Below are 21,930 nucleotides of genomic sequence, written 5' to 3'. Positions count from 1 at the left end.
TGCTATGGCGATTTGCAGAAATTTCCCATCTTGGCCTGGGAATATCCCTACGTCTGTAGGTTTTTGGGAATTCGACTGTCAGAAGGTCGCGTTCGCAAAGAGAATCCCCTGGATACTTTCAATTAACTTTCTGCGACGACTGTTGCAGTCGAATACATGCGATCCGATTTCACGCGAATTCTGCTCCGGCAGAACGGCCGCGCGGCGACGCCTGCTATAATCCGTCCCTCATTGGGGAGTAGCCGCCCCGCGCCACGTTCGCCCGGCATCTAGCCGGGCTCGCAACAACGTGCGCTCGCGGGGGCGCCTGTCAACAGACTTGGCCGTCATGGCCGTGGCAGCCGCAGCCTCTGGCCTGGCGAGACCGATGACCCACACCCCGCCGCAATTGGGCCCGGCGTGTCGTGGGTCGTCGCTCGTTCATTTCCCGGCCCGCGGATTCCAACCCACGTGTTCCACGCTTTCCTCATTTCCACCGGAGCGGTCGCGCTCGCCGAAATCGGCGACAAGACGCAGCTGCTGTCGCTCGTGCTCGCCGCGCGTTATCGCAAGCCGATGCCGATCATCCTCGGCGTGCTGGTCGCGACGCTCGTCAATCACGCGGGCGCGGGCGCGCTCGGCGCGTGGCTCGGCTCGCTGCTCACGCCGGCCATCATGCGCTGGGCGCTGGCCATTTCATTCATCGGCATGGGTTTGTGGATTCTCGTGCCCGACAAGCTCGACGACGAAGAAGCCAACACGAACCGCACGCATCTTGGCGTGTTCGGCGCGACTGTCGTGGCCTTCTTCCTCGCGGAAATGGGCGACAAGACGCAGATCGCGACGGTTGCGCTCGCCGCGCGCTTTCACGACTTCTTCGGCGTGGTGGCGGGCACCACGCTCGGCATGATGATCGCCAACGTCCCGGCGATCCTGCTCGGCGACCGCTTCGCGCACCGTCTGCCGACCGGCATCGTGCACGGCATCGCCGCCGTGCTGTTCGTGGTTCTCGGAACGATGGCGCTGTTCGGCGGCGGGCTCTGACGAAGGTGCGCGATGCCGGCATTTGCCGGATCGCGCTCTTGTCACGCTTTTATCGCGCTTGCGGTTGCGTCGCGGTCATTGCACGGCTTTCGCGCCCGACGCTGCAGCCGGCGACGCGGCGGCAGCCGGCGCCGCCGTTTCGTTGGAAGCACCGGCGCTGTTGCCGAGCGGAATCTTGACGGTGCGCACGACGCCGTTGCCGAGCGGGAAGTCGGCAAGCGCACTGCGCGCCAGATACGGCATGGCTCTCACCAGCGACGACTCGCCGCCCGAGTTGCGCGCGGTCACGTTGTAGACCTCCTTGCCCGTCGCGCGCTCGGTGATCCGCACGCCGAGCAGATGCGTGAAGATCGGATAGCTCTGGTTCACGTAGCCGGCGGGAAACGGACCCCACGGGCCCCACGGATCGTACGGACGGCCCCAGCCCCAGTAAGGCGCCGGCCACGGGTTGTAGTAGACCGGCTCGGCCACCGTCACCATGTCCGAGCGGATTCCATACGAGAGCCCGACGAGATAGCGCGCGTCGTTAGGGTCGACCTGACGGAACGCATGCGTGGCGAGTTCGTTGGCGACGATGCGCTCATAGGTCGTCAGCTCGAGATTGTTCCGCTGGTCGGGCTCGCGTGTGAACGCGTAGGTGCGGGCCGCGTCGCTGCCGCTCCAGTCGGAGAACGCGGTGACCTGCGTGGTCACGTAGGTCGTGCAGCCGGACAGCAGCACGCTCAGTGCCGCGAGCAGCAACATGGCGCGGCGCGTCCAGATATTCGTTGTCATGGTCTACCTCGTGAAGCGTTTCTGTTCGTTCGTCTTTCATTGTACGTATGACCGTCGATCGCGCCGCGCCGTTCCGCGCCCTTCCGCTCCCACGCCGCAGGAGCTTGAGCGTGAGCAAGAGCGGTGCGGGCGTCCGAGCGCGCATCGGCCGAACGGCTATCTGAAAAGCGCGCGCCGCACGATTGCCCGAGGCTTTGTACAATGGCTCGACAAGCCCGGCTCGCGTGTCTTCGTGCGCCGGCCGCTCGAGTCCCATCACTACAGAACGCCATGGCCGATACCGCAACGCCCAATGTGATCCGCCGCGCCGATTATGCGCCGCCCGCTTTTCTGATCGACACCGTCGCGCTCGAGTTCGATCTGCTGCCCGAACGCACGGTCGTGAAGAACACGATGCGCGTGCGCCGCAATCCGGACGCCGCGCGCGCGCCGCATCTCGGACTGATGGGCGAACAACTGGAGTTCGTCGGCGCGACGCTCGACGGTCAGCCGTTCGCCAACGCGCATCCGCACGAACACGGCCTGCTGCTCGATAACGTGCCCGACAGCTTCGAGCTCACGCTCACCAGCATCTGCAATCCGGCCGCGAATACGACGCTCTCGGGCCTGTACGTGTCGAGCGGAAACTTCTTTACGCAGTGCGAGGCCGAGGGCTTTCGGCGCATCACCTATTTCCTCGACCGGCCGGACGTGATGTCGACCTACACGGTCACGCTGCGAGCCAGCAAGGCCGATTATCCGGTGCTGCTGTCGAACGGCAATCTGCTCGAGGAAGGCGATCTGCCGGACGGCCGTCATTTCGCGCGCTGGGAAGATCCGTTCAGGAAGCCGAGCTATCTGTTCGCGCTTGTCGCCGGCAAGCTCGTTGCTCTCGAAGAGCGTGTGAAAACCGGCTCGGGCAAGGAAAAGCTGCTGCAGGTGTGGGTCGAGCCGCACGATCTCGACAAGACCCGTCACGCGATGGATTCGCTGATCAATTCGATCCGCTGGGACGAACAACGCTTCGGCCTCGAACTCGATCTCGACCGCTTCATGATCGTCGCGGTGAGCGACTTCAACATGGGCGCGATGGAAAACAAGGGGCTCAACATCTTCAACACGAAGTACGTGCTGGCGAACCCGGAAACGGCGACCGACACGGACTTCGCGAACATCGAGGCGGTGGTCGGCCACGAGTATTTCCATAACTGGACCGGCAACCGCGTGACCTGCCGCGACTGGTTCCAGTTGAGCCTGAAGGAAGGCCTGACCGTGTTCCGCGATCAGGAATTCTCCGCCGACATGGCCGCCGGACTGACCAGCAGCGGCGACGAAGCGGCGCGCGCGACCAAGCGCATTGAAGACGTGCGCGTGCTCCGCCAGATGCAGTTCGCCGAAGACGCCGGCCCGATGGCTCACCCGGTGCGCCCGGAAAGCTACGTCGAGATCAACAACTTCTACACGATGACCGTCTACGAAAAAGGCTCGGAAGTCGTGCGGATGTATCAGACGCTGTTCGGCCGCGACGGTTTTCGCAAGGGCATGGACCTGTACTTCAAGCGTCACGACGGCCAGGCCGTGACGTGCGACGATTTCCGTCATGCGCTCGCCGACGCGAACGGCCGCGACCTCGCGCAGTTCGAGCGCTGGTACAGCCAGGCGGGCACGCCGCGCGTGTCGGTGCGCACCCGTTACGACGCGGCGGCGCGGCGCTATAGCGTGACGCTCACGCAGGGTTATGGCGACGCCGCGCCGGCCGCGCGCGAAACGCAGAAGGGACCACTGCTGATTCCGTTCGCCATCGGCCTGATCGGCAAGGACGGCAACGATCTGCCGCTGCAACTCGAAGGCGAAGCGCGCGCTTCCGACTCGACCACGCGCGTGCTCGAATTGACGCAGACCGAGCAGACGTTCACGTTCGTCAATGTCGAAGACGAGCCGCTGCCGTCGCTGCTGCGTAATTTCTCGGCGCCCGTGATCGTCGAATACGATTATCCGGCCGAACAGCTCGCGTTCCTGCTCGCGCACGACAGCGATCCGTTCAACCGCTGGGAAGCCGGCCAACGCCTTGCCACGCGCGAGTTGCTGACGCTCGCCGGACAGGCGGCGAAAGGCGCGCAACTGCAACTCGACGACTCGGTGGTCGCCGCGTTCGCACGCGTGCTCACGGACGAATCGCTGTCGCCAGCGTTCCGCGAACTCGCGCTGATGCTGCCGTCGGAGGCCTATCTGGCCGAGCAGATGACGGAGTCGAATCCGGCGGCCGTGCATGCGGCGCGGCAGTTCGTGCGCAAGCGTCTCGCGAATGCGCTCAAGGGCGAGTGGCTGAGCATTTACGAGAAGCATCGCACGGCGGGTCCGTACGAAGCCACGCCGACGGCGGCCGGACATCGCGCTCTGAAGAATCTCGCGCTCTCGTATCTGACCGAGCTCGACGATCCGGCCGAAGCCGTGCGGCTCGCGTCGGCGCAATACGAGGCCGCGAACAACATGACCGACCGCGCCGCGGCCTTGTCCGCGCTGCTCAACGCCGCAGCGGCCAATGGCGGCAGCGCCGAGGCTCAACATGCGCTCGACGACTTCTACCGGCGTTTCGAGAAAGAGCCGCTCGTGATCGACAAGTGGTTTGCGTTGCAGGCCACGCAGCGCGGCAGTGCGCAGCGGCCCGTGATCGAAATCGTGCGCAAGCTGATGACGCATCCCGCCTTCAATCTGAAAAACCCGAACCGCGCGCGCTCGCTGATCTTCAGCTTCTGCGCGGCCAACCCCGCGCAGTTCCATGCGCAAGACGGCTCGGGCTACGCGTTCTGGGCCGACCAGGTGATCGCGCTCGACGCAATCAATCCGCAAGTGGCCGCCCGCCTCGCACGCTCGCTCGAATTGTGGCGCCGCTTCACGCCGACGCTGCGCGATGGCATGCGTGCGGCGCTGGAGAAAGTGGCGTCGCAAGTGAAGTCGCGCGACGTGCGCGAAATCGTCGAGAAGGCGCTCGCATGATGCGCGTTTGAGCGGTTCTCAACCCCGAAAGCCGGCACGCGTTGCCGGCTTTTTTTCGCCCTTGTGTTGCGACGACCCGGTGGCAGGTTCACGTCGACGTTAGCCATTTGGCCGACTGTTCTTAAGCGCCGCATTGAGGGAAAGTAAACGCATTCAATTGACGGTTTACGTTTAACGCGATGCGTTATATCATTCCCATGATCACAACATTTGGCGACAAGGCTACGGCAAGAATTTTTCAGGGCAGGTTCGTGCATGCGCTGCCGCGTCATATCCAGGCGCTCGCGTATCGCAAGCTCCTGATGATCGACGCCGCGGACACCGTCCATAGTTTGCATGCGCCGCCCGGCAACCGGCTCGAAGCGTTGCAGGGGCAGCGCAGCGGGCAGTGGAGCATCCGGATCAATGCGCAATGGCGCATCTGTTTTCACTTTATCGACGGCGAGGCGCTGAATGTTGAGATTGTCGACTATCACTGATTATTGGGAGACCGACATGGTCATCAAACGCTCCGATCTGGACAGCACCGATTTCTCCGGCATCGACACCGGAGACAGCATCGAGGAAATCCATCCGGGGGAGATTTTGCGCAGCGAATTCCTCGAACCGCTCGGCATGTCCGTCAATGCGCTCGCGCTTGCGTTGCGCGTACCGGCGCCGCGCATCAACGACGTGGTGCGTGGCAAGCGCGCGATCTCGGCTGACACCGCGCTGCGGCTCGAGCGCTACTTCGGCGCGAGCGCGCAGTTCTGGCTCAATCTGCAAATCGCCTACGACCTGCGCGTCGCCACGGCCGCGGCGGGCGCGCAGATCGAACGCGAGATCGAACCCATGCCGAACGCCGATCGCCCGAAGCTGCCCAAGGTTTCCGCGGAACATGCGCGCGCCGCGGCGCTCGCAGCGAGCGTGAGCGGCAGCGCCGCGGCGGGCAAGGTCCGGCGCAAAGGCTGACCGGCCGGTTGTGGTTTGGGTTGTGCTTTGGCCGCCGGTTATGCTCGTTGCTGCTCACTGGCCGCGTCGCGCGCGTTTTTCATCTCTCCGCCCACAGCAAAAGCACGGGGCAGACACACCGAGCGGTTAAAATCGGGATATTCCTCAAGCCTCCTGGAGTACAGCAATGTCCTTGCAACGTCGTACCACTCTCACGAAGTACCTGATCGAGCAGCAGCGGGAAACCAATAACCTGCCGGCCGATCTGCGCCTTTTGATCGAAGTTGTCGCGCGGGCCTGCAAGGCGATCAGCTATCACGTCAGCAAGGGCGCGTTGGGCGATGCGCTCGGCACCGCGGGCAGCGAAAATGTGCAGGGCGAAGTACAGAAGAAGCTCGATATTCTGTCGAACGAGATCCTGCTCGAAGCGAATGAATGGGGCGGCAACCTGGCAGGCATGGCATCGGAGGAAATGGAGCAGTTCTTTCCTATTCCCGCGAACTATCCGAAGGGCGAATATCTCCTCGTGTTCGATCCGCTCGACGGCTCGTCGAACATCGACGTGAACGTGTCGATCGGCACCATCTTTTCAGTGCTGCGCTGCCCGGACGGCCAGCAGCCTACCGAGCAGTCGTTCCTGCAGCCGGGCACGCAGCAGGTCGCCGCGGGTTATGCGGTGTATGGGCCGCAAACCGTACTGGTACTGACCACTGGTAACGGTGTGAACTGCTTCACGCTCGACCGCGAACTCGGTTCGTGGGTGCTTACGCAAAGCGACATGCGCATTCCGGTCGAGACGCGCGAATATGCGATTAACGCGTCGAATGAGCGGCACTGGTATCCGCCCGTCGAGCAGTACATCGGCGAACTGAAGCAAGGCAAGGAAGGTCCGCGTCAAAGCGACTTCAATATGCGCTGGATCGCGTCGATGGTCGCGGACGTGCATCGTATCCTGAACCGCGGCGGCATCTTCATGTATCCGGCCGACAAGCGCACGCCGGACAAGCCGGGCAAGCTGCGTCTGATGTACGAAGCGAACCCGATGGCGTTTATCGTTGAACAGGCAGGCGGCGCCGCGACCAATGGCGAGAAACGCATTCTCGATATTCAGCCGAAGAGCCTGCATGAGCGCGTCGCGGTGTTCCTCGGCTCGAAGAACGAAGTGGACCGCGTGACCCGCTACCATCTCGAAACAAAAAATTGACCGAGGGGCTTGCCAAGCCAATAAAGAAGTCCCTATAATCTCGCTTCTCCTGATGCCGGAATAGCTCAGACGGTAGAGCAGCGCATTCGTAATGCGAAGGTCGGGGGTTCGATTCCTCTTTCCGGCACCATCAAGATTCAAGCAAAAAGCCCAGTCCTCGCGACTGGGCTTTTTGTTTTGGCGATGCGTTTGTCGAGGTTGGGACAACACGCGTCTTGCGGTTACTAGTTGGCTTTGGCTATCCGCAAAAGTCCGCTCAGTCGCCGTGCAAGCGTGCGATCGTGACGAGGTTGCGCGCGACGACGGAATCGTTTGTCGCGACGCCCTGCTCGACGTCGCTGCGTTCCTCGCCGCAATGCGCAGCGACCGCTTCCTGCGGCGCCGACGGAAACCACGAGATGCGGCCGTCGCATTCGATGCCAACCTGACGTCCCTTCCAGTACACAGCGTTTTCCATGACCCACTCTCTGAAGGCGAAGACGACCATCTTCCGCATCGGCAGACGCGCGTCCGTTGCCCAACGCACTCTCGGTTGACGATACGTCTTCACGTCATAGAAGCCAGGATCGCGGCTGCCGGCGTTGTCATCGAGCGATGATGTTTTGTCGCGAAATGCGCGAGCTGGAATGCAACGCCGGCCCAATGCTTAAACCATTCAGGGAAACGCCTAAAAAGTCTTAAGTCGCGTTTGAAAAAAGAGGCCGTAGATCGTCAACGGCGCGACACGTCGCCCGTTTACAAAGAGGTAAAGCTTTCTCGAGATATAAGGTCCGGCTCGGTAATAAACGAACGTTCGCCTTTTAGCGCGGAAAACGATTCCGATGCGGCGGCGCACAAAAAGCTTTGAATCGGGGAATACCCGGAATGAACACGAGCGGACTCGCGAGACCGAGAGGCAGCAGTGCTTGGGCGGCCCGCCTGACAAGGCGCCAGGGAATCTACCGATGAATTGATACGCTGAACGTACGCAAGCCCACAGAACAACACAAGCTGCGAACCTATAAATTTAATCAGAAGACTCTGCTGAAATGGTGCGCTGTGCCGTTAAAGCAACAAAGAACGCGTGATGTTAATCGGGCACTGGTGCTAATCGGGGCCCGAGGGAATAATGAGTTTGTAAAGGAGAAAGATCATGGATGCCAAACCACCGAAGATTCCGACCCCGGACAAAGTTTTCAGCCCGGATCCGGAACCTGTCGGCGTCGAATTTTTGGGTGCGGAACTGCCGGAGCACGTGCGCGCCTTTTTCGACGAACAACGTAAGTCGTGCGACGCAAAGTAACTGTGCAGTGGCGCAACGCAGCAGCGGTCTTCGTGTCTCGTGCATGAGGTCTGGTGGCTCGCGCGCTCCCCGATCGCTTTCGTTTGGACGCTACCAATAGACGGACTGCCGCCGCGTAGTGCCGGCGCCTGTCGTTGCGCTTGCGCGCTTCCGCTGCGCGAGCATCGGTTGTGCTCTGCTTCCAGCAGCGGCTGCGCCCGGGAGCGCGCCTGTGCGATCGTAGATCGTCTATTCTTCTGGTTTTTCCTTCCGGGCCACCCGGCCGACCGTTGATCCCATGAATCGATTGTTTCGCTTCGCTGCGCCGTGCGCGCTGGCGCTCTTCGCCTGTGCCGCGTTCGCGCCAGCCCCCGCCTTTGCCGATGGCGACGATACCGCGCTAACCAACGTGATCGCGCTTGCGTCGCAACGCCTTGCGCTCGCGGAGCCGGTGGCGCGCTGGAAGTGGGCCAACCATCAAGCGATCACCGACACGCCGCGCGAACAGGCGCTGCTCGCCGATGTGGAAAAGCGAGCCGCGGCGGCCAACGTGGATCCGGCGTTCGCGCGCGCTTTCTTCCAGGATCAGATAGACGCCAGCAAAGAGGTGCAAAACGCGCTGTTCGCGAACTGGCGCGCGACTCAGCCGCCACAAGAACCGGCGCCGGACCTCGCGACGAGCACGCGCCCTCAGTTGGACCGCTTGACGCAGGCGCTCGTCGCCGGCCTCGCCCGCGTGCAACCGCTGCGCGCGGCGCCGGACTGTCCGTCGCGCGTCGCGCAAGCGCTCGCTAACTGGAAGTCGCTGACCCGCTATGACTCGACCCGGTCGAATGCGCTAACTCATGCGCTTGGACACGTGTGCGAAAGCGGCGGCGTCGGCGCGACGGGCTGACGGCGGACGCCAGGAGGAAGGCGTGGACTGATCGCGCTGCGGGGCTTGCACGATCGGGCGGAACGAGCGGGTGAATGTGCAGGCGAAGCGGTCAGGCAACGCCCACGACAGGCTCCGCGTTCACGACCGTCAGCGGCGTCATCCGCAAACCGCGTGCGAGATGGCTTTGCAAAATCCGATACGTCGAAAGCTCAAAGCCGCTGCTATCCAGACGCGACGTGTGCAACTCGGTCGCCTGCTCCAGCGACGGCGCATGGCCGATATAACACCAGCGGTCAACAACATGAAAAGCGCACGCCTCTGACGCTTGTTCCCGCTCCTCGAAAACGACAGGCCCGACAAACGGCCACGGCGCGTCGATGGGATCGCTCTTGGCGACGCGCGGCGCGCGATTGTGCCCCGGCCGCAGCGCCGCAATCCACTGTGCCTCTGTCAGCATTGCGCCCAGCTCGCCGCCCGTCGCGCGCCATTCGACACGCCGAACCTGCTGCGCAAGCCGTATATCCTTCGACGAACGGCGCTCCCCTGTCAGATGCGCGCGAAGCCGCTGACGGACGCGAACGCTTCGTCCGACATACAGCGGCAAGTCGTCGTCTCCATAGAACGCGTAGACGCCGCAGCCCGCAGGCGCCGTGTCGAGCAGATCTTCGGTGATGTTGCCGGCCAGCCGGTAGCGCCGGGTCGTGCGCTCGATGTGCGCCCTTAAAACGTCGAGCGGCACGAGGCCATGCAGGCGCTGCCAGAACTGCCAGATCAGATCGGCGTCGGCGAGCGCGCGGTGGCGATCCGACGGCACGAGCGAATGACGCTCGACCAGCGCATCGAGTCCGTGACGCTTTTCCGACGGAAACAGCGCGCGAGACAGGCGCACGGTGCACAGCACGTCCGGGTCGAATGAAATACCGGCGCGCCGGAATTCGCCACGCAAGAAACCCCGGTCGAAGCTCGCGTTATGCGCGACGAACAGTTTGCCGTTCAGGCGGGCAAAGAGTTCGGGCGCGATGGCGTCGAATGTCGGCGCGCCGCGCACCATCGCATTCGTGATGCCGGTCAGCTGCTGAATGAAGGACGGAATCGGTTGCTGCGGATCGACGAGGCTGCTCCAGCGCGTGACGCCGGCCGGCCCGACTTCGACGACGCCGACCTCGGTAATGCGGTGCTCGCTGGTCGAGCCGCCGGTGGTTTCAAGATCGACAAAGACGATGGGCTCTGCGAAGGCCGGTTCGGCCAAAAACTGTTCGGACATGGAGAGAATGCTTGGACGCGTGACTTTGCGCCAAGTATGCACTAGTTGGCGGCCGCCGACCGTGCGTAGATCTCGCCAGCGGGACCACACGCCCGACCGAAGCGAATAAAAACAAAAGCCCCCGCGATGAATCGCGAGGGCCTTTAGCAGCGGATCCTGCCCCGCGCGCTACGGGGCAGCGGCACTACCGCTTACAGCGGCTGGATATTCGCCGCCTGCTTGCCCTTGGGGCCGGCCTTGACGTCGAAAGATACACGCTGGTTTTCCTTCAGCGATTTAAAGCCTTCGCTGCGAATTTCCGAGAAATGCGCAAAGAGATCTTCGCCACCCGAATCGGACGTAATGAAGCCAAAACCTTTAGCATCGTTAAACCATTTGACGATACCTGTTTCCATATTCCAGTTTCCCTCAACGAATTATCAAATCGGGCAATGCCCTCAACGCCTCAATCCATTGCCATCTTATCCATAAGGAATATCCCTGAGGCATTGCGCACTCGGAGCGGCTACTGAATTCAGCTTTGCCGTTATACGGGGCGCGTTGAATCACCGTCAAGTGAATTTTTAATAGTCCCTAAGTACGACATTGGATAAGCGAAAAGTTAGCCGAATGGCGGAAATAACCGGCGTTTGGATACTCGCGCTCGCGTCAAATTTACTCCTCCTTTAACGCGAGCACAGAAAAAGAGAAAGACTTCCCGAAATGCACGCGACGTTTGTAACGATTTGTGACTTTGGTAAGTGTTTCTCCGGCTTGTTCGCCTCGCCGAGCGAACCGCATCGTGAAGCTATGTATTTGCAGTAATGCGCATCAGGAGATTGCCATGCAGTTCCATACCATCCGCCTCATTCTTGCCCGGCTCATCCCTCATTCCGCTCAATCACCGTCGCAAGCATCTCGCACTTCCAGTGCCGAAGCAGACCGGCAGAACTCGTCGGCCCTCGAATTCGACCCGGTATGGCACGGCGACCATTGGCAAAACCTGCTGTCGTCGCCGATGGACGCCCGGCGCTACGTCATGGAGGACTGGAGTTCCTCGACGGCGACCGAACGGTGGAACACCGACTACGCCGCACCGGCGCATTGAGCGGAAGTCACGCGCCAAATCGGGCTTCGCAGTTCTGAGCGCGCAAAAAAAAGCGCGACTGGGAAGTCGCGCTGACAAAGGTTTGGAGATCTTTTTCGACAACGAAAAAGTCCGCTTCGGAAAGCGGTAATTCAGTATAGCGCTTATTTCCGAGTCCGATTATTCACACAAATAACAATCGGCTATTGCATTAACAACAACAATAACTTCGCATAGCCGCTCTTGTTGTTTTTTTGCATCGGATAAGCGTCGTATATAAGCAACGCCAATTCCTCCGCACCCCTTGCATGAGCCCTTGGTACTCTCGAAAGCCTTAACCGGCGGGGCTTTCAACGCGTCCGCATATCGTTTCGAATGGCGTAATACTCTATTGCGCAAACAGAAACGCCCATTGATTAGACGGTCTCTCTACACTTTGCGTAACCGGAAAACAGCGCCGCATTCAGACGCTCTTCTCGCGGATACGCCTCTCGCAGCGTCCGCGTGAAGGTTTTCCGAAGCAGCATTCACCGCCAATTCTTGCTTTCGGAGTAACAAGATGAAAAAGACTCTCATGGTCGCAGCCCTGACGGGCGTTTTTGCCACCGCGGCGCACGCCCAAAGCAGCGTCACTCTGTACGGCTTGATCGACGCCGGCATCACGTACACCAACAACCAGCACGGTCACAGCAACTGGCAGCAAACCAGCGGCTCGGTGAACGGCAGCCGTTGGGGCTTGCGCGGCGCTGAAGACCTCGGCGGCGGCCTGAAGGCAATCTTCACGTTGGAAAACGGCTTCGGCATCAATGACGGTTCGCTGAAGCAAGGCGGCCGCGAATTCGGCCGTCAGGCATTTGTCGGTCTGTCGAGCAACCAGTTCGGCGCCGTGACCCTCGGCCGTCAATATGACAGCATGGTCGATTTCGTCGGCCCGCTGGCATTGACCGGCACGCAGTACGGCGGCACGCAGTTCGCCCATCCGTTCGACAACGACAACCTGAACAACTCGTTCCGCATCAACAACTCGGTCAAGTACACGAGCGCGAACTACGGCGGCTTCAAGTTCGGCGGCCTGTACGGCTTCTCGAACCAGGCTGACGGCTTCGCCAACAACCGCGCTTACAGCGCCGGCGCATCGTACAACTGGGGCGGCCTGAATGTCGGCGCAGCGTACCTGCAACTGAACAACAACGGCGCGACGGGCGCGGCTGCGGCGTTCAACGCCGGCGGCGCAGTGTCGAGCGACAACACTTTCTTCGCTAGCCGTCAGCAGACGTGGGGCGCGGGCGCGAGCTACGCGTTCGGTCCGGCAACCGTCGGTCTCGTGTACTCGCAGACGAACCTGTCGGGCCTCGCCGGCATCGGCGCAGGCGCGTCGGGCCAGACGGGCGGCGTCGCCTTCGGTGGTGACAGCGCGCACTTCCAGAACTTCGAAGCTAACGCTCGCTACGCTCTGACGCCGGCTGTCAGCATCGCCGGTTCGTACACGTACACGCGCGCCAGCCTCGCCGGCACCCGTCCGCACTGGAACCAGTTCAACCTGCAAACGGCATACGCACTGTCCAAGCGCACGGACGTCTATCTGCAGGGTGAATACCAGCAAGTCAACGAGAACGCGGTTGTTAACGCGGACATCAATGGTCTGGCTGCTTCGAGCAACAACAAGCAGATCGCTGTCACGGCAGGCCTGCGTCACCGCTTCTAAAGCGGCAGGCAGGACTCGCGACATGGAAGGCGCCGCTTGCGGCGCCTTTTTTATTGCCTACGCGGAACGCCGCGCGAAGGCGATGGACGCGGCAGGCTCGAACGGACGCGTCCGGGATGGAAGACTAGCCGCCGTTATCGGGCGGCGGATATTTGACGTCGAGTATGTCGATCGGCTGCGGTCCGGCAGGCGTATACAACGTCACCGTATCGCCGACCTTGGCCTTCAGCAGCGCTCGCGCGATCGGAGAAATCCAGCTCACGTGCCCGATGTCCAGATCGACCTCGTCGATACCGACGATCGTCACCGTATGCTCGTCGCCGTCTTGCGTCGCATATTCGACCGTGGCGCCGAAAAAGACCTGATCGACATTCTCCTGCTTGCTGCTGTCCACGATCTCCGCGAGATCGAGACGCTTCGTCAGAAAACGAATGCGCCGATCAATCTCACGCAGGCGGCGCTTGCCATAAATGTAATCGCCGTTCTCCGAGCGGTCGCCATTCGACGCCGCCCACGACACAAGCTTGACCACTTCCGGCCGCTCGACGTCGATCAGATGCAGCAGTTCGTCGCGCATGCGGCGGTAGCCCGCCGGCGTGATGTAGTTCTTGGTACCCGCTGGGATGTCCGGCTGGGCGACGTCGAGATCGTCGTCGTTATCTTCGCTCGACTCTTTGACAAAGGCCTTGTTCATGATGATCCATAAGCTGCAGCAAACGACTGCCTCACTAGGGTACACGATCATGGCAATGAGACAAATCGCAGTTACACGCTTCCCTTTTTTGAAACCTTTGCTATAATCTCGTTTCTGCGTGCGGCTGTAGCTCAGTTGGATAGAGTACTTGGCTACGAACCAAGGGGTCGTGGGTTCGAATCCTGCCAGCCGCACCACTTTTCAAGGGCCTTCCAATCGGAAGGCCCTTTGTTTTTTCGACGACGTTTTTCGACGCCGCCGTTTTACTCCGATTATTCGATTCGACCAGCCACTCGTGGCCGCGGCGCGCTTATTTACGGCCGCGGCGGCGACTGAATATCGCCGATATGTCCGTCCGGGCTAGGAACGTCTTCGAACGTATCGCCCGCCGTCGCCTCGGCAATGCGCCGCGCGCTAACGCCCATCAGCAACTGCGGTTCATGCAGCACGTCGCCGACGCTATCGCCAAACCGGCTTTCGACAAACGCCCGCAGCAGTGCCACGCGCACCGAGTCCGCGCGCCCTTCCACCGGTCCGCGACCGCCTTCGAATTCCGCGACGCACTGTGCCGGCCCCTCTTCGCTGCGTTCGCGCATTTCGATCCGACGCGCGCGCTCCAGCACCACTGCCGCGGCATCCCACGACTTGCTCGGCGTGAAGCGGCCGTCCCACGGACGACCGCGGTCGTTGCCGCGAATCGAGACGGTTTCGCCGCTGTCGGTGAACTGGATTTCGCGCACGAAGTCGTGCAGGCTGCGGGCCACCCAATAGTCGAGTGCGAGGCCCTCTAGGTCAGCTACTTTCATCAGCGTTCTCCCTGAGTTTTCAGGTCAGACTCGCCTATCGCCGGTGTGTTCCTGCAGAAGAAACGACATTTGCTTCACCAGCACGCGCCGGATCAGTAATCGGCCCGCTCGCGCTCGATCCGCATGCCGCTGCCGCCGTCATGCCGATGATGCCCGTCGTCGCTCGGCCGTTCGCGCGCAATGCGCATCACGTCGGGATTCGTGCGCACGCGGCGCATGACGTTGGCAAGATGGACGCGGTCGCTGACCTGGATCACGAAGCGCAGAACCGTGGATTCCTGCGACAGATCTTCGTCCATCGCGATGTGCACGATGTTGGCGTCCGCCGACGTAATGTCCGCGGCCACGCGGGCGAACACGCCCTTGGTGTTCTTGACCAGCACCTTCACCGCGACGTCGAACAGACGCCCCGGCTGCGGCGCCCAGGCCACGTCGATCCAGCGCGCCGGATCGCGCCGGTGAATGCGCTGGGCAACCCGGCAGTCGGTGGTGTGGATCGCCATGCCGAGGCCGATGCCGATGTAGCCCATGATGTCGTCGCCGGGAATCGGACGGCAGCAGGCGGACAGTTGCACCGACATGCCCTCGGTGCCGGTGATCACGACCGGCGGCGCATGAGGCGCCGAGCCCGAATCGGAGCGCGAGTCGTCGTCGGCGTCGCGGCCGCTCATCAGCACTTCGATGCGCTTGGCCATGACCGCCGCCACGCGCCGGCCGAGACCGATGTCCGCGAAGATTTCCTGGCCGTTCTTGTTGCCGGTCCACTGAACGAGCTTTTCCCATGCCTCGGGCGTCACGTCCGACAGCGCGAGACCGTAGCCCTTCAGCGCCTGATCGACGAGGCGCTCGCCAAGCTGAACCGATTCGTTCAGGCGCATCGTCTTCAGATAATGGCGAATCGCCGAGCGCGCCTTGCCGGTGCGCACGAAACCGAGCCACGCGGGATTCGGCTTCGAATACGGCGCCGTAATGACTTCGACGATGTCGCCGCTCTTCAACTCCGTGCGCAGCGGCAGCAATTCGTTGTTGATCTTGACCGCGACGCACTGGTTGCCCAGGTCGCTGTGGATCGAATACGCGAAGTCGAGCGCGGTGGCGCCGCGCGGCAGCGCCATGATTTTCGACTTCGGCGTGAACACGTAGACCGCATCCGGAAACAGATCGATCTTGACGTGTTCGAGGAATTCGCTCGAATCGCCGGCTTCGCTCTGAATGTCGAGCAGCGACTTCAGCCACTGGTGCGCGCGCTTTTGCACGTCGTTGAGATCGGCGCTGCCGTTCTTGTACAGCCAGTGCGCGGCCACGCCGGCTTCGGCAATTTCGTGCATCTTGCGCGTGCGCACCTGAAACTCGATCGGCGCGCCGAACGGGCCGACGAGCGTGGTGTGCAGCGACTGATAGCCGTTCACCTTCGGAATGGCGATGTAGTCCTTGAACTTGCCCGGCACGGGCTTGTACAACGCATGCAGCGCGCCGATGCAGGTGTAGCACTCGAGCGCGCTGTCGACCACCACGCGAAAGCCGTACACATCCAACACCTGGGAGAACGACAACTGCTTGTCGCGCATCTTCTTATAGATGCTGAAGATGGTTTTCTCGCGGCCGGTGACTTCCGCGTCGATCTTCGCGTCGGCGATGGCGCGCTGCACCGATTCCAGAATCTTCCCGACCACTTCGCGCCGGTTGCCGCGCGCGGCCTTGACGGCTTTTTCGAGCGTGGCGTACCGATGCGGATTGAAGTTCGCAAAGCTCAGGTCTTGCAGCTCGCGATACGTATTGTTCAGACCGAGCCGGTGTGCAATCGGCGCGTAAATATCGAGCGTTTCGCGCGCCACGCGGCGGCGCTTTTCCGGCGGCACCGCGCCGAGCGTGCGCATGTTGTGCAGCCGGTCGGCGAGCTTGACCAGAATCACGCGGACGTCGCGCGCCATTGCGAGCAGCATCTTGCGGAAGTTTTCCGCCTGCGCTTCCTCGCGATTGCGAAACTCCATCTTGTCGAGTTTCGACAAACCGTCGACCAGTTCAGCGACCTTCGCGCCGAAACGCTCGGCGAGCTCGGCCTTGGTCACGCCCTGGTCTTCCATCACGTCATGCAGCAGCGCGGCCATGATGGCCTGGCCGTCCAGATTCCAGCCGGCGCAGATTTCCGCGACGGCAACCGGATGCGTGATGTAAGGCTCGCCGCTCTGGCGATACTGGCCGAGGTGAGCTTCGTCGCTGAAATGGAAGGCCGCCTTGACGTCCTTGATTTCCTCCGGCTGCAGATAGCCGGACAAAGCGGACGTCAGCTTGGCAATGGAAACGACGTCATGCCGGCGCGGTTGCTCCGGCGTGGCGGTCGGGCCGAACAGATGGCGAAACGACTGTTCGAGGACCGCGTCGATGTACTTGCGTGCGGACGAAGGTGAATCGGCGTCGTGCTCCGCTTCCGTGGCGGTGGGCGGGGTGGTGCTCATGTTCGCCTCCGTAGCGGTTAGGAGTGGACGCCGGTCTGCACGTTGATGCAATCAGGTAAAGCAGGTGTGACTGGAAAACGCGCCAGAAACATGTGGCGAATCGATAATCAGAAGCGGGGAAAGCGCGCCTTAAACCGGCACCTTCTTCAGCATTTCGACACCGACCTGGCCGGCAGCGATCTCGCGCAGCGCGACGACCGTGGGCTTGTCGCGGCTTTCGATCTTCGGCGTGTGACCTTGAGCGAGCTGACGCGCGCGATAGGTCGCGGCAAGCGCGAGTTCGAAACGGTTCGGGATCTGTTTGAGACAGTCTTCGACGGTAATGCGGGCCATGTTGGGTTCCTTCTCAGTATGTTGCTTATTCTACCTTATGTGCTCGAATCGCCGCCGCGCTCAGGGGTGCGGAAGGTGAATGCCGAGTTGCACAAAAAGCTGCGTATGACGCGCGTATTGCGAGGCGAAGCGTGAACGCGTCGCGGCCACGAGACACTGCAGTTCGCTGAGCGCGCGATCGAAGTTCTCGTTGATCACCACGTACTCCGCTTCGGCCGCATGCGCCATCTCGCTGCCCGCCGCAAGCAGACGTCGCGTGATGACGTTCGGCTCATCCTGGCCGCGCTTTTTCAGGCGCTCTTCGAGCGCTTCGAGCGACGGCGGCAAGATGAAAATCTCGACCGCGTTATGAAACTGCTTCTTCACCTGCTGCGCGCCCTGCCAGTCGATTTCGAGCAGCACGTCATGGCCGCTTTTCATCTGCTCCTCGATCCACACGCGCGACGTGCCGTAGTAGTTGCCGTGCACTTCTGCGCTTTCGAGAAACTCGCCGGCATCATGACGCTGCATGAAATCGTCGACGGTGGTGAAGTGATAGTGCTCGCCGTCCTGCTCCTTCGGACGCGGCGGGCGCGTCGTGTACGAGATCGACAGACGGATCGCTTCGTCGCGGGCGAGCAGCGCATTCACGAGCGTCGACTTGCCGGCGCCCGAAGGCGCGACGACCATGAACAGGTTGCCGGGATATGCGCCGGCATACGGGTTGCGCGGCGCGCCGCTGTCGCGTGTGTGATGATCGGTCATGTTGTGATGCTCCCGCCTTATTCCAGATTCTGTACCTGCTCGCGCATCTGTTCGATGAGCAGCTTGAGCGTCATCGACGAATCCGCCAGTTCTTTCGCCGCCGCCTTCGAGCCGAGCGTGTTCGCTTCGCGATTCAGCTCCTGCATCATGAAGTCGAGCCGCTTGCCGACCTTGCCGCCCTTCTGGATCACGTGACGCGTTTCGTTCAGGTGAGCCGTGAGGCGCGACAGTTCTTCGGCGATGTCGATGCGGATGCCGTACATCGTCACTTCCTGGCGAATCCGCTCGTTGATCTCTTCGCGCGACACGATGGTCGCGGCCGTATCCGGCGCCGCAATGCCGAGCGCTTCCTGCAAGCGCTCGACGATCTTCTGCTGATGCTTCGTAATCAACTCCGGCACGAGCGGCGTGATCTTCGTGACGATCGCTTCCATTTCCGTGACGTTGGCGAGCAGCATCGTCGCGAGTTGCGCGCCTTCGCGGGCCCGCACGTCGATCAGATCGGTAATCGCCTGCTTGCCGCACGCGAGCACGGCGTCGCGCAACACGTCCGGTGCCACGCCCGTCTCGGCGAGCACGCCCGGCCAGCGCAGAATTTCGCCGCTGCGCAGACGGCCCGCTTCCGGAAACGTCGCGAGCACGGTGCGCTCGAGCAGCGCCAGTTGCGTCAGTGCGTCATGATTGATCGAGCCTGCGTTCGCCGTCTGTTCGCTGCGCTGCAGATTGATGCGAATATCCACCTTGCCGCGCGACAGCTTGTTCATCAGCATTTCGCGCAGCGTGGGTTCGCACACACGCACGTCTTCCGGCATACGGAAGTTGAGGTCGAGAAAGCGCGAATTCACCGTGCGCAGTTCGACCGACACGCTCACGCCGCCCGTGCCCGAAGCCGCGACGAGTTCGCGTGTCGCGCTCGCATAGCCAGTCATGCTGTAGATCATCGTATTTCTCGCGATGGTGGCCTTGCGTAAAAGCATGGCCGAAGAGTCGAATCGCCCGGCGTGTACGAGACGCGAGGCGGTGAACAGGCATTATCCCATTTTTGTCGATGAGACCCCTTGTAGAGCCCCGGCCGACGCGCCCAGCCGCCGGACGCATGCGCGCCCCGATCGGCTGTAAAATCCTGCTTTCCCCTCCCGCTTTCTTCCTGACCCAATCCACATGACCGACACCACTCAACGCCCCAGCGGACGCCTCGCCCATCAGTTGCGCGACGTGCGCATCACGCGCCACTACACGAAGCACGCGGAGGGCTCGGTGCTGGTCGAATTCGGCGACACCAAGGTGATCTGCACGGCGAGCATCGCCGAGACCGTGCCTTCGTTTCTGCGCGATCGCGGCCAGGGCTGGCTCACCGCCGAATACGGCATGCTGCCGCGCGCCACGCATACGCGCAGCGACCGCGAGGCCGCGCGCGGCAAACAGACCGGGCGCACGCAGGAAATCCAGCGTCTGATCGGCCGCGCGCTGCGCTCGGTGTTCGATCTGGAAAAACTCGGCGCACGCACGCTGCATATCGACTGCGACGTGATCCAGGCCGACGGCGGCACGCGCACGGCGAGCATCACCGGCGCTTTCGTCGCCGCACACGACGCGGTGAGCAAACTGCTGGCCGCGGGCCGCATCGAAAGCTCGCCGATCAGCGATTACGTCGCGGCCATTTCGGTCGGAGTGTACGACGGTCTGCCGGTTCTCGATCTCGATTATGACGAAGACTCGCAATGCGACACCGACATGAACGTCGTCATGACCGGCGCGGGCGGCTTCGTGGAAATTCAGGGAACCGCGGAAGGCGTACCTTTTTCGCGCGATGAAATGAACGCGCTGCTCGATCTAGCGAGCGACGGCATTGCCACGTTGATCGCGAAGCAGAAAGAAGCATTGGAGTATCGAGGTGAATGAAGTTCGTGAAGCCAACGGCGCGGCTAGTTCCAGTTCGTCGTTGAACAAGGTCGTGCTCGCGTCGAATAACGCGGGCAAGCTGCGCGAGTTCGCAGCGCTGCTCGACGCGGCCGGCATCGAGTTGATTGCTCAAGGCGCGTTGGGCGTGCCGGAAGCGGAAGAGCCGCATCCCACGTTTGTAGAAAACGCTTTGACCAAGGCGCGGCATGCCGCGAAGCTCACGGGCCTGCCCGCCCTCGCCGACGATTCCGGTCTTTGCGTGCGCGCGCTGCGCGGTGCGCCGGGCGTTTATTCGGCACGTTACGCACAGCTAGCCGGCGGCGAGAAAAGCGACGCGGCGAATAACGCGCGGCTGGTTTCGGCATTGCAAGGCGAGAGCGATCGACGCGCGTATTACTACTGCGTTCTCGCGCTCGTGCGTCACGCGGACGACCCCGAGCCGCTGATCGCCGAAGGCCGCTGGCACGGCGAGATTCTCGATGCGCCGCGCGGCTCGAATGGCTTCGGCTACGACCCGTACTTCTTCCTGCCGTCGCTGAACGCGAGTGCCGCCGAGCTCGAGCCATCGGCGAAGAACGCCAGCAGCCATCGCGCGATTGCGTTGCGCCAACTGCTCGCGCGTCTGACGGAGGAAGCGTGATTCCGATCAAGCCGACGCCCGCCGATGTCGGCAATGGCGTCATCAAGGCATTCACGTCGCCAGGCAGCATACGGCTGACGTCGCTGCCGCCGCTTTCGCTGTATGTGCATTTTCCGTGGTGCGTGCGCAAGTGTCCGTATTGCGATTTCAACTCGCACGAATGGAAGGGCGACACGTTCCCCGAGAACGATTATCTCGATGCGTTGCGCGCCGATCTCGAGATGGCGCTGCCGCTGGTGTGGGGGCGGCAGGTGCATACGGTGTTTATCGGCGGAGGTACGCCGAGCTTGCTGTCGGCGGCGGGGCTCGACCGCATGCTGTCGGACATTCGCGCGCTGCTGCCGCTCGACGCCGATGCCGAGATCACGCTCGAAGCCAATCCCGGCACCTTCGAGGCCGCGAAGTTCGCTCAGTTTCGCGCGAGCGGTGTGAACCGGTTGTCGGTGGGCATTCAGAGTTTTAATGAAGCGCATCTGAAGGCGCTCGGCCGGATTCACGATTCGACGCAAGCGCGTCGTGCCGTCGAGGTGGCCGCGTCTACGTTCGATAACTTCAATCTCGATCTGATGTTCGCGCTTCCGCAGCAGACGCTTGCCGAGTGCCAGGCCGATATCGATACCGCGTTGTCGTTCGCGCCGCCGCATCTTTCGCTTTATCACCTGACGCTCGAACCGAACACGCTGTTCGCAAAGTTTCCGCCCGCCCTGCCCGACGACGATGCATCCGCCGATATGCAGGACTGGATTCAGGAACGCACGTCGGCTGCGGGATATGAGCGCTACGAAGTGTCCGCGTATGCGAAGCCACATCGGCAGAGCAAGCACAACCTGAACTACTGGCGTTTCGGCGACTATCTGGGCATTGGCGCCGGCGCGCATACGAAGCTGTCGTTTCCGAATCGCGTGCTGCGGCAGGCGCGTTATAAGCATCCGGCTACGTTTATCGAGCAGGCCAAAGCCGGCGCGGCGGTGCAGGAAGAACATGAAGTCGGACCGCGCGATCTGCCGTTCGAATTCATGCTGAATGCGCTGCGGCTGGTGGAAGGTTTTCCGGTGCATCGGTTTATCGAACGCACGGGTTTGCCGATGACGTCGATCGAGCCGGCTTTGCAGGAAGCGGAGCGCCGCAAGCTGATCACGCGCGATCACGAGAAGATTGCGCCGACGCCGCTTGGGCAAGCGTTTCTGAACGATCTACAGGCGTTGTTTCTGAAAGATCCGCAGTGAATGCGGATGGCTCGAGCGCCGCAGCGAGGTTTTTTCAGGTTACAATTTG

The 21,930-nt window shown here is 61.9% G+C and carries 22 protein-coding genes, 2 tRNA genes and 1 riboswitch; of the genes, 14 read left to right on the top strand and 10 right to left on the bottom strand.

What is annotated here, in order from left to right; all coding sequences use genetic code 11:
• Window positions 1-221 precede the first annotated feature (221 nt).
• Window positions 222-439: riboswitch (yybP-ykoY riboswitch) on the top strand.
• Between the two features lie 11 nt (window positions 440-450).
• The gene (locus tag AB6809_RS04690; RefSeq protein ID WP_006050192.1) at window positions 451-1,023 is read left to right on the top strand and encodes a TMEM165/GDT1 family protein; all 573 of its coding nucleotides are present in this window, start codon (window positions 451-453) and stop codon (window positions 1,021-1,023) included.
• A 75-nt stretch (window positions 1,024-1,098) separates the two neighbouring features.
• Here the strand turns inward: AB6809_RS04690 and AB6809_RS04685 are convergent, their stop codons facing one another.
• Window positions 1,099-1,797, bottom strand: coding sequence for a DUF4136 domain-containing protein (locus AB6809_RS04685; protein WP_029967968.1), 699 nt, complete (start codon window positions 1,795-1,797; stop codon window positions 1,099-1,101).
• A gap of 270 nt (window positions 1,798-2,067) precedes the next feature.
• On the opposite strand from AB6809_RS04685, the gene pepN reads away from it, so the two are divergent.
• From pepN to AB6809_RS04660, 5 genes are all read left to right on the top strand, one after another.
• Window positions 2,068-4,773, top strand: coding sequence for an aminopeptidase N (gene pepN, locus AB6809_RS04680; RefSeq protein ID WP_029967970.1), 2,706 nt, complete (start codon window positions 2,068-2,070; stop codon window positions 4,771-4,773).
• Window positions 4,774-4,970: 197 nt separating this feature from the next.
• Window positions 4,971-5,252: a type II toxin-antitoxin system RelE/ParE family toxin gene (locus AB6809_RS04675; protein ID WP_029967972.1), complete on the top strand. Its 282-nt coding sequence runs from the start codon at window positions 4,971-4,973 to the stop codon at window positions 5,250-5,252.
• A 16-nt stretch (window positions 5,253-5,268) separates the two neighbouring features.
• Window positions 5,269-5,724 carry a HigA family addiction module antitoxin gene (locus AB6809_RS04670; RefSeq protein ID WP_029967974.1) on the top strand — a complete coding sequence of 152 codons (456 nt, stop codon included), beginning with the start codon at window positions 5,269-5,271 and terminating at the stop codon, window positions 5,722-5,724.
• Between the two features lie 166 nt (window positions 5,725-5,890).
• The gene (locus tag AB6809_RS04665; protein ID WP_006050187.1) at window positions 5,891-6,907 is read left to right on the top strand and encodes a class 1 fructose-bisphosphatase; all 1,017 of its coding nucleotides are present in this window, start codon (window positions 5,891-5,893) and stop codon (window positions 6,905-6,907) included.
• Between the two features lie 54 nt (window positions 6,908-6,961).
• Window positions 6,962-7,037 (top strand) — tRNA-Thr (locus AB6809_RS04660).
• Window positions 7,038-7,163: 126 nt separating this feature from the next.
• Here the strand turns inward: AB6809_RS04660 and AB6809_RS04655 are convergent.
• Entirely contained in the window at window positions 7,164-7,364 is a 201-nt protein-coding gene (locus tag AB6809_RS04655) for a hypothetical protein (RefSeq protein ID WP_307257464.1), read from the bottom strand.
• Window positions 7,365-8,039: 675 nt separating this feature from the next.
• Between AB6809_RS04655 and AB6809_RS04650 the strand changes: the two genes are divergently transcribed.
• Both AB6809_RS04650 and AB6809_RS04645 read left to right on the top strand, forming a co-directional pair.
• On the top strand, window positions 8,040-8,189 hold the full coding sequence (locus tag AB6809_RS04650; protein ID WP_006050185.1) for a hypothetical protein: 150 nt from the start codon (window positions 8,040-8,042) through the stop codon (window positions 8,187-8,189).
• 277 nt (window positions 8,190-8,466) lie between these two features.
• Window positions 8,467-9,063 carry a chorismate mutase gene (locus AB6809_RS04645; RefSeq protein WP_029967978.1) on the top strand — a complete coding sequence of 199 codons (597 nt, stop codon included), beginning with the start codon at window positions 8,467-8,469 and terminating at the stop codon, window positions 9,061-9,063.
• Window positions 9,064-9,154: 91 nt separating this feature from the next.
• On the opposite strand, the gene AB6809_RS04640 is transcribed toward AB6809_RS04645, so the two are convergent.
• Together AB6809_RS04640 and AB6809_RS04635 are read right to left on the bottom strand one after the other, a co-directional pair.
• A complete protein-coding gene (locus tag AB6809_RS04640) occupies window positions 9,155-10,309 on the bottom strand; it encodes an exonuclease domain-containing protein (protein WP_029967980.1) in 1,155 nt (384 codons plus the stop codon).
• 191 nt (window positions 10,310-10,500) lie between these two features.
• Complete coding sequence (locus AB6809_RS04635) at window positions 10,501-10,704, bottom strand: cold-shock protein (RefSeq protein ID WP_006050182.1); 204 nt, start codon at window positions 10,702-10,704, stop codon at window positions 10,501-10,503.
• Window positions 10,705-11,132: 428 nt separating this feature from the next.
• On the opposite strand from AB6809_RS04635, the gene AB6809_RS04630 reads away from it, so the two are divergent.
• On the top strand, window positions 11,133-11,396 hold the full coding sequence (locus AB6809_RS04630; protein ID WP_029967982.1) for a hypothetical protein: 264 nt from the start codon (window positions 11,133-11,135) through the stop codon (window positions 11,394-11,396).
• Between the two features lie 538 nt (window positions 11,397-11,934).
• Complete coding sequence (locus AB6809_RS04625; protein WP_006050180.1) at window positions 11,935-13,080, top strand: porin; 1,146 nt, start codon at window positions 11,935-11,937, stop codon at window positions 13,078-13,080.
• A gap of 124 nt (window positions 13,081-13,204) precedes the next feature.
• Here the strand turns inward: AB6809_RS04625 and greB are convergent, their stop codons facing one another.
• Window positions 13,205-13,774: a transcription elongation factor GreB gene (greB, locus tag AB6809_RS04620; RefSeq protein WP_029967984.1), complete on the bottom strand. Its 570-nt coding sequence runs from the start codon at window positions 13,772-13,774 to the stop codon at window positions 13,205-13,207.
• 120 nt (window positions 13,775-13,894) lie between these two features.
• Between greB and AB6809_RS04615 the strand changes: the two genes are divergently transcribed.
• Window positions 13,895-13,971: transfer RNA gene (locus AB6809_RS04615), tRNA-Arg, on the top strand.
• Between the two features lie 117 nt (window positions 13,972-14,088).
• Here AB6809_RS04615 and AB6809_RS04610 read toward each other — a convergent pair.
• The 5 genes from AB6809_RS04610 to AB6809_RS04590 form a co-directional block, all read right to left on the bottom strand.
• Window positions 14,089-14,580: a phage protein NinX family protein gene (locus tag AB6809_RS04610; protein WP_006050178.1), complete on the bottom strand. Its 492-nt coding sequence runs from the start codon at window positions 14,578-14,580 to the stop codon at window positions 14,089-14,091.
• A gap of 92 nt (window positions 14,581-14,672) precedes the next feature.
• A complete protein-coding gene (locus tag AB6809_RS04605; protein WP_006050177.1) occupies window positions 14,673-17,036 on the bottom strand; it encodes a bifunctional (p)ppGpp synthetase/guanosine-3',5'-bis(diphosphate) 3'-pyrophosphohydrolase in 2,364 nt (787 codons plus the stop codon).
• A gap of 129 nt (window positions 17,037-17,165) precedes the next feature.
• Window positions 17,166-17,369, bottom strand: coding sequence for a DNA-directed RNA polymerase subunit omega (rpoZ, locus tag AB6809_RS04600; protein WP_006025620.1), 204 nt, complete (start codon window positions 17,367-17,369; stop codon window positions 17,166-17,168).
• A gap of 60 nt (window positions 17,370-17,429) precedes the next feature.
• Window positions 17,430-18,113, bottom strand: coding sequence for a guanylate kinase (gmk, locus tag AB6809_RS04595; protein ID WP_006050176.1), 684 nt, complete (start codon window positions 18,111-18,113; stop codon window positions 17,430-17,432).
• Window positions 18,114-18,130: 17 nt separating this feature from the next.
• Complete coding sequence (locus AB6809_RS04590) at window positions 18,131-19,054, bottom strand: YicC/YloC family endoribonuclease (RefSeq protein ID WP_006050175.1); 924 nt, start codon at window positions 19,052-19,054, stop codon at window positions 18,131-18,133.
• 220 nt (window positions 19,055-19,274) lie between these two features.
• Here AB6809_RS04590 and rph point away from each other — a divergent pair, with 220 nt between their 5' ends.
• The 3 genes from rph to hemW are packed head-to-tail and all read left to right on the top strand — an operon-like array spanning window position 19,275 to window position 21,881.
• A complete protein-coding gene (rph, locus tag AB6809_RS04585) occupies window positions 19,275-20,015 on the top strand; it encodes a ribonuclease PH (protein WP_006050174.1) in 741 nt (246 codons plus the stop codon).
• Entirely contained in the window at window positions 20,008-20,655 is a 648-nt protein-coding gene (gene rdgB / locus AB6809_RS04580; RefSeq protein ID WP_006050173.1) for an RdgB/HAM1 family non-canonical purine NTP pyrophosphatase, read from the top strand. Before rph ends, rdgB begins: the two co-directional genes overlap by 8 nt.
• Complete coding sequence (gene hemW, locus AB6809_RS04575) at window positions 20,652-21,881, top strand: radical SAM family heme chaperone HemW (RefSeq protein ID WP_006050172.1); 1,230 nt, start codon at window positions 20,652-20,654, stop codon at window positions 21,879-21,881. Before rdgB ends, hemW begins: the two co-directional genes overlap by 4 nt.
• Window positions 21,882-21,930 lie beyond the last annotated feature (49 nt).

The sequence above is a fragment of the Paraburkholderia sp. RCC_158 genome (genome assembly GCF_041355255.1).
Lineage (GTDB): Bacteria > Pseudomonadota > Gammaproteobacteria > Burkholderiales > Burkholderiaceae > Paraburkholderia > Paraburkholderia graminis.
The sequence above is the reverse complement of the archived record's forward strand: the minus strand, read 5'-3'. Positions and strand labels throughout refer to the sequence as shown.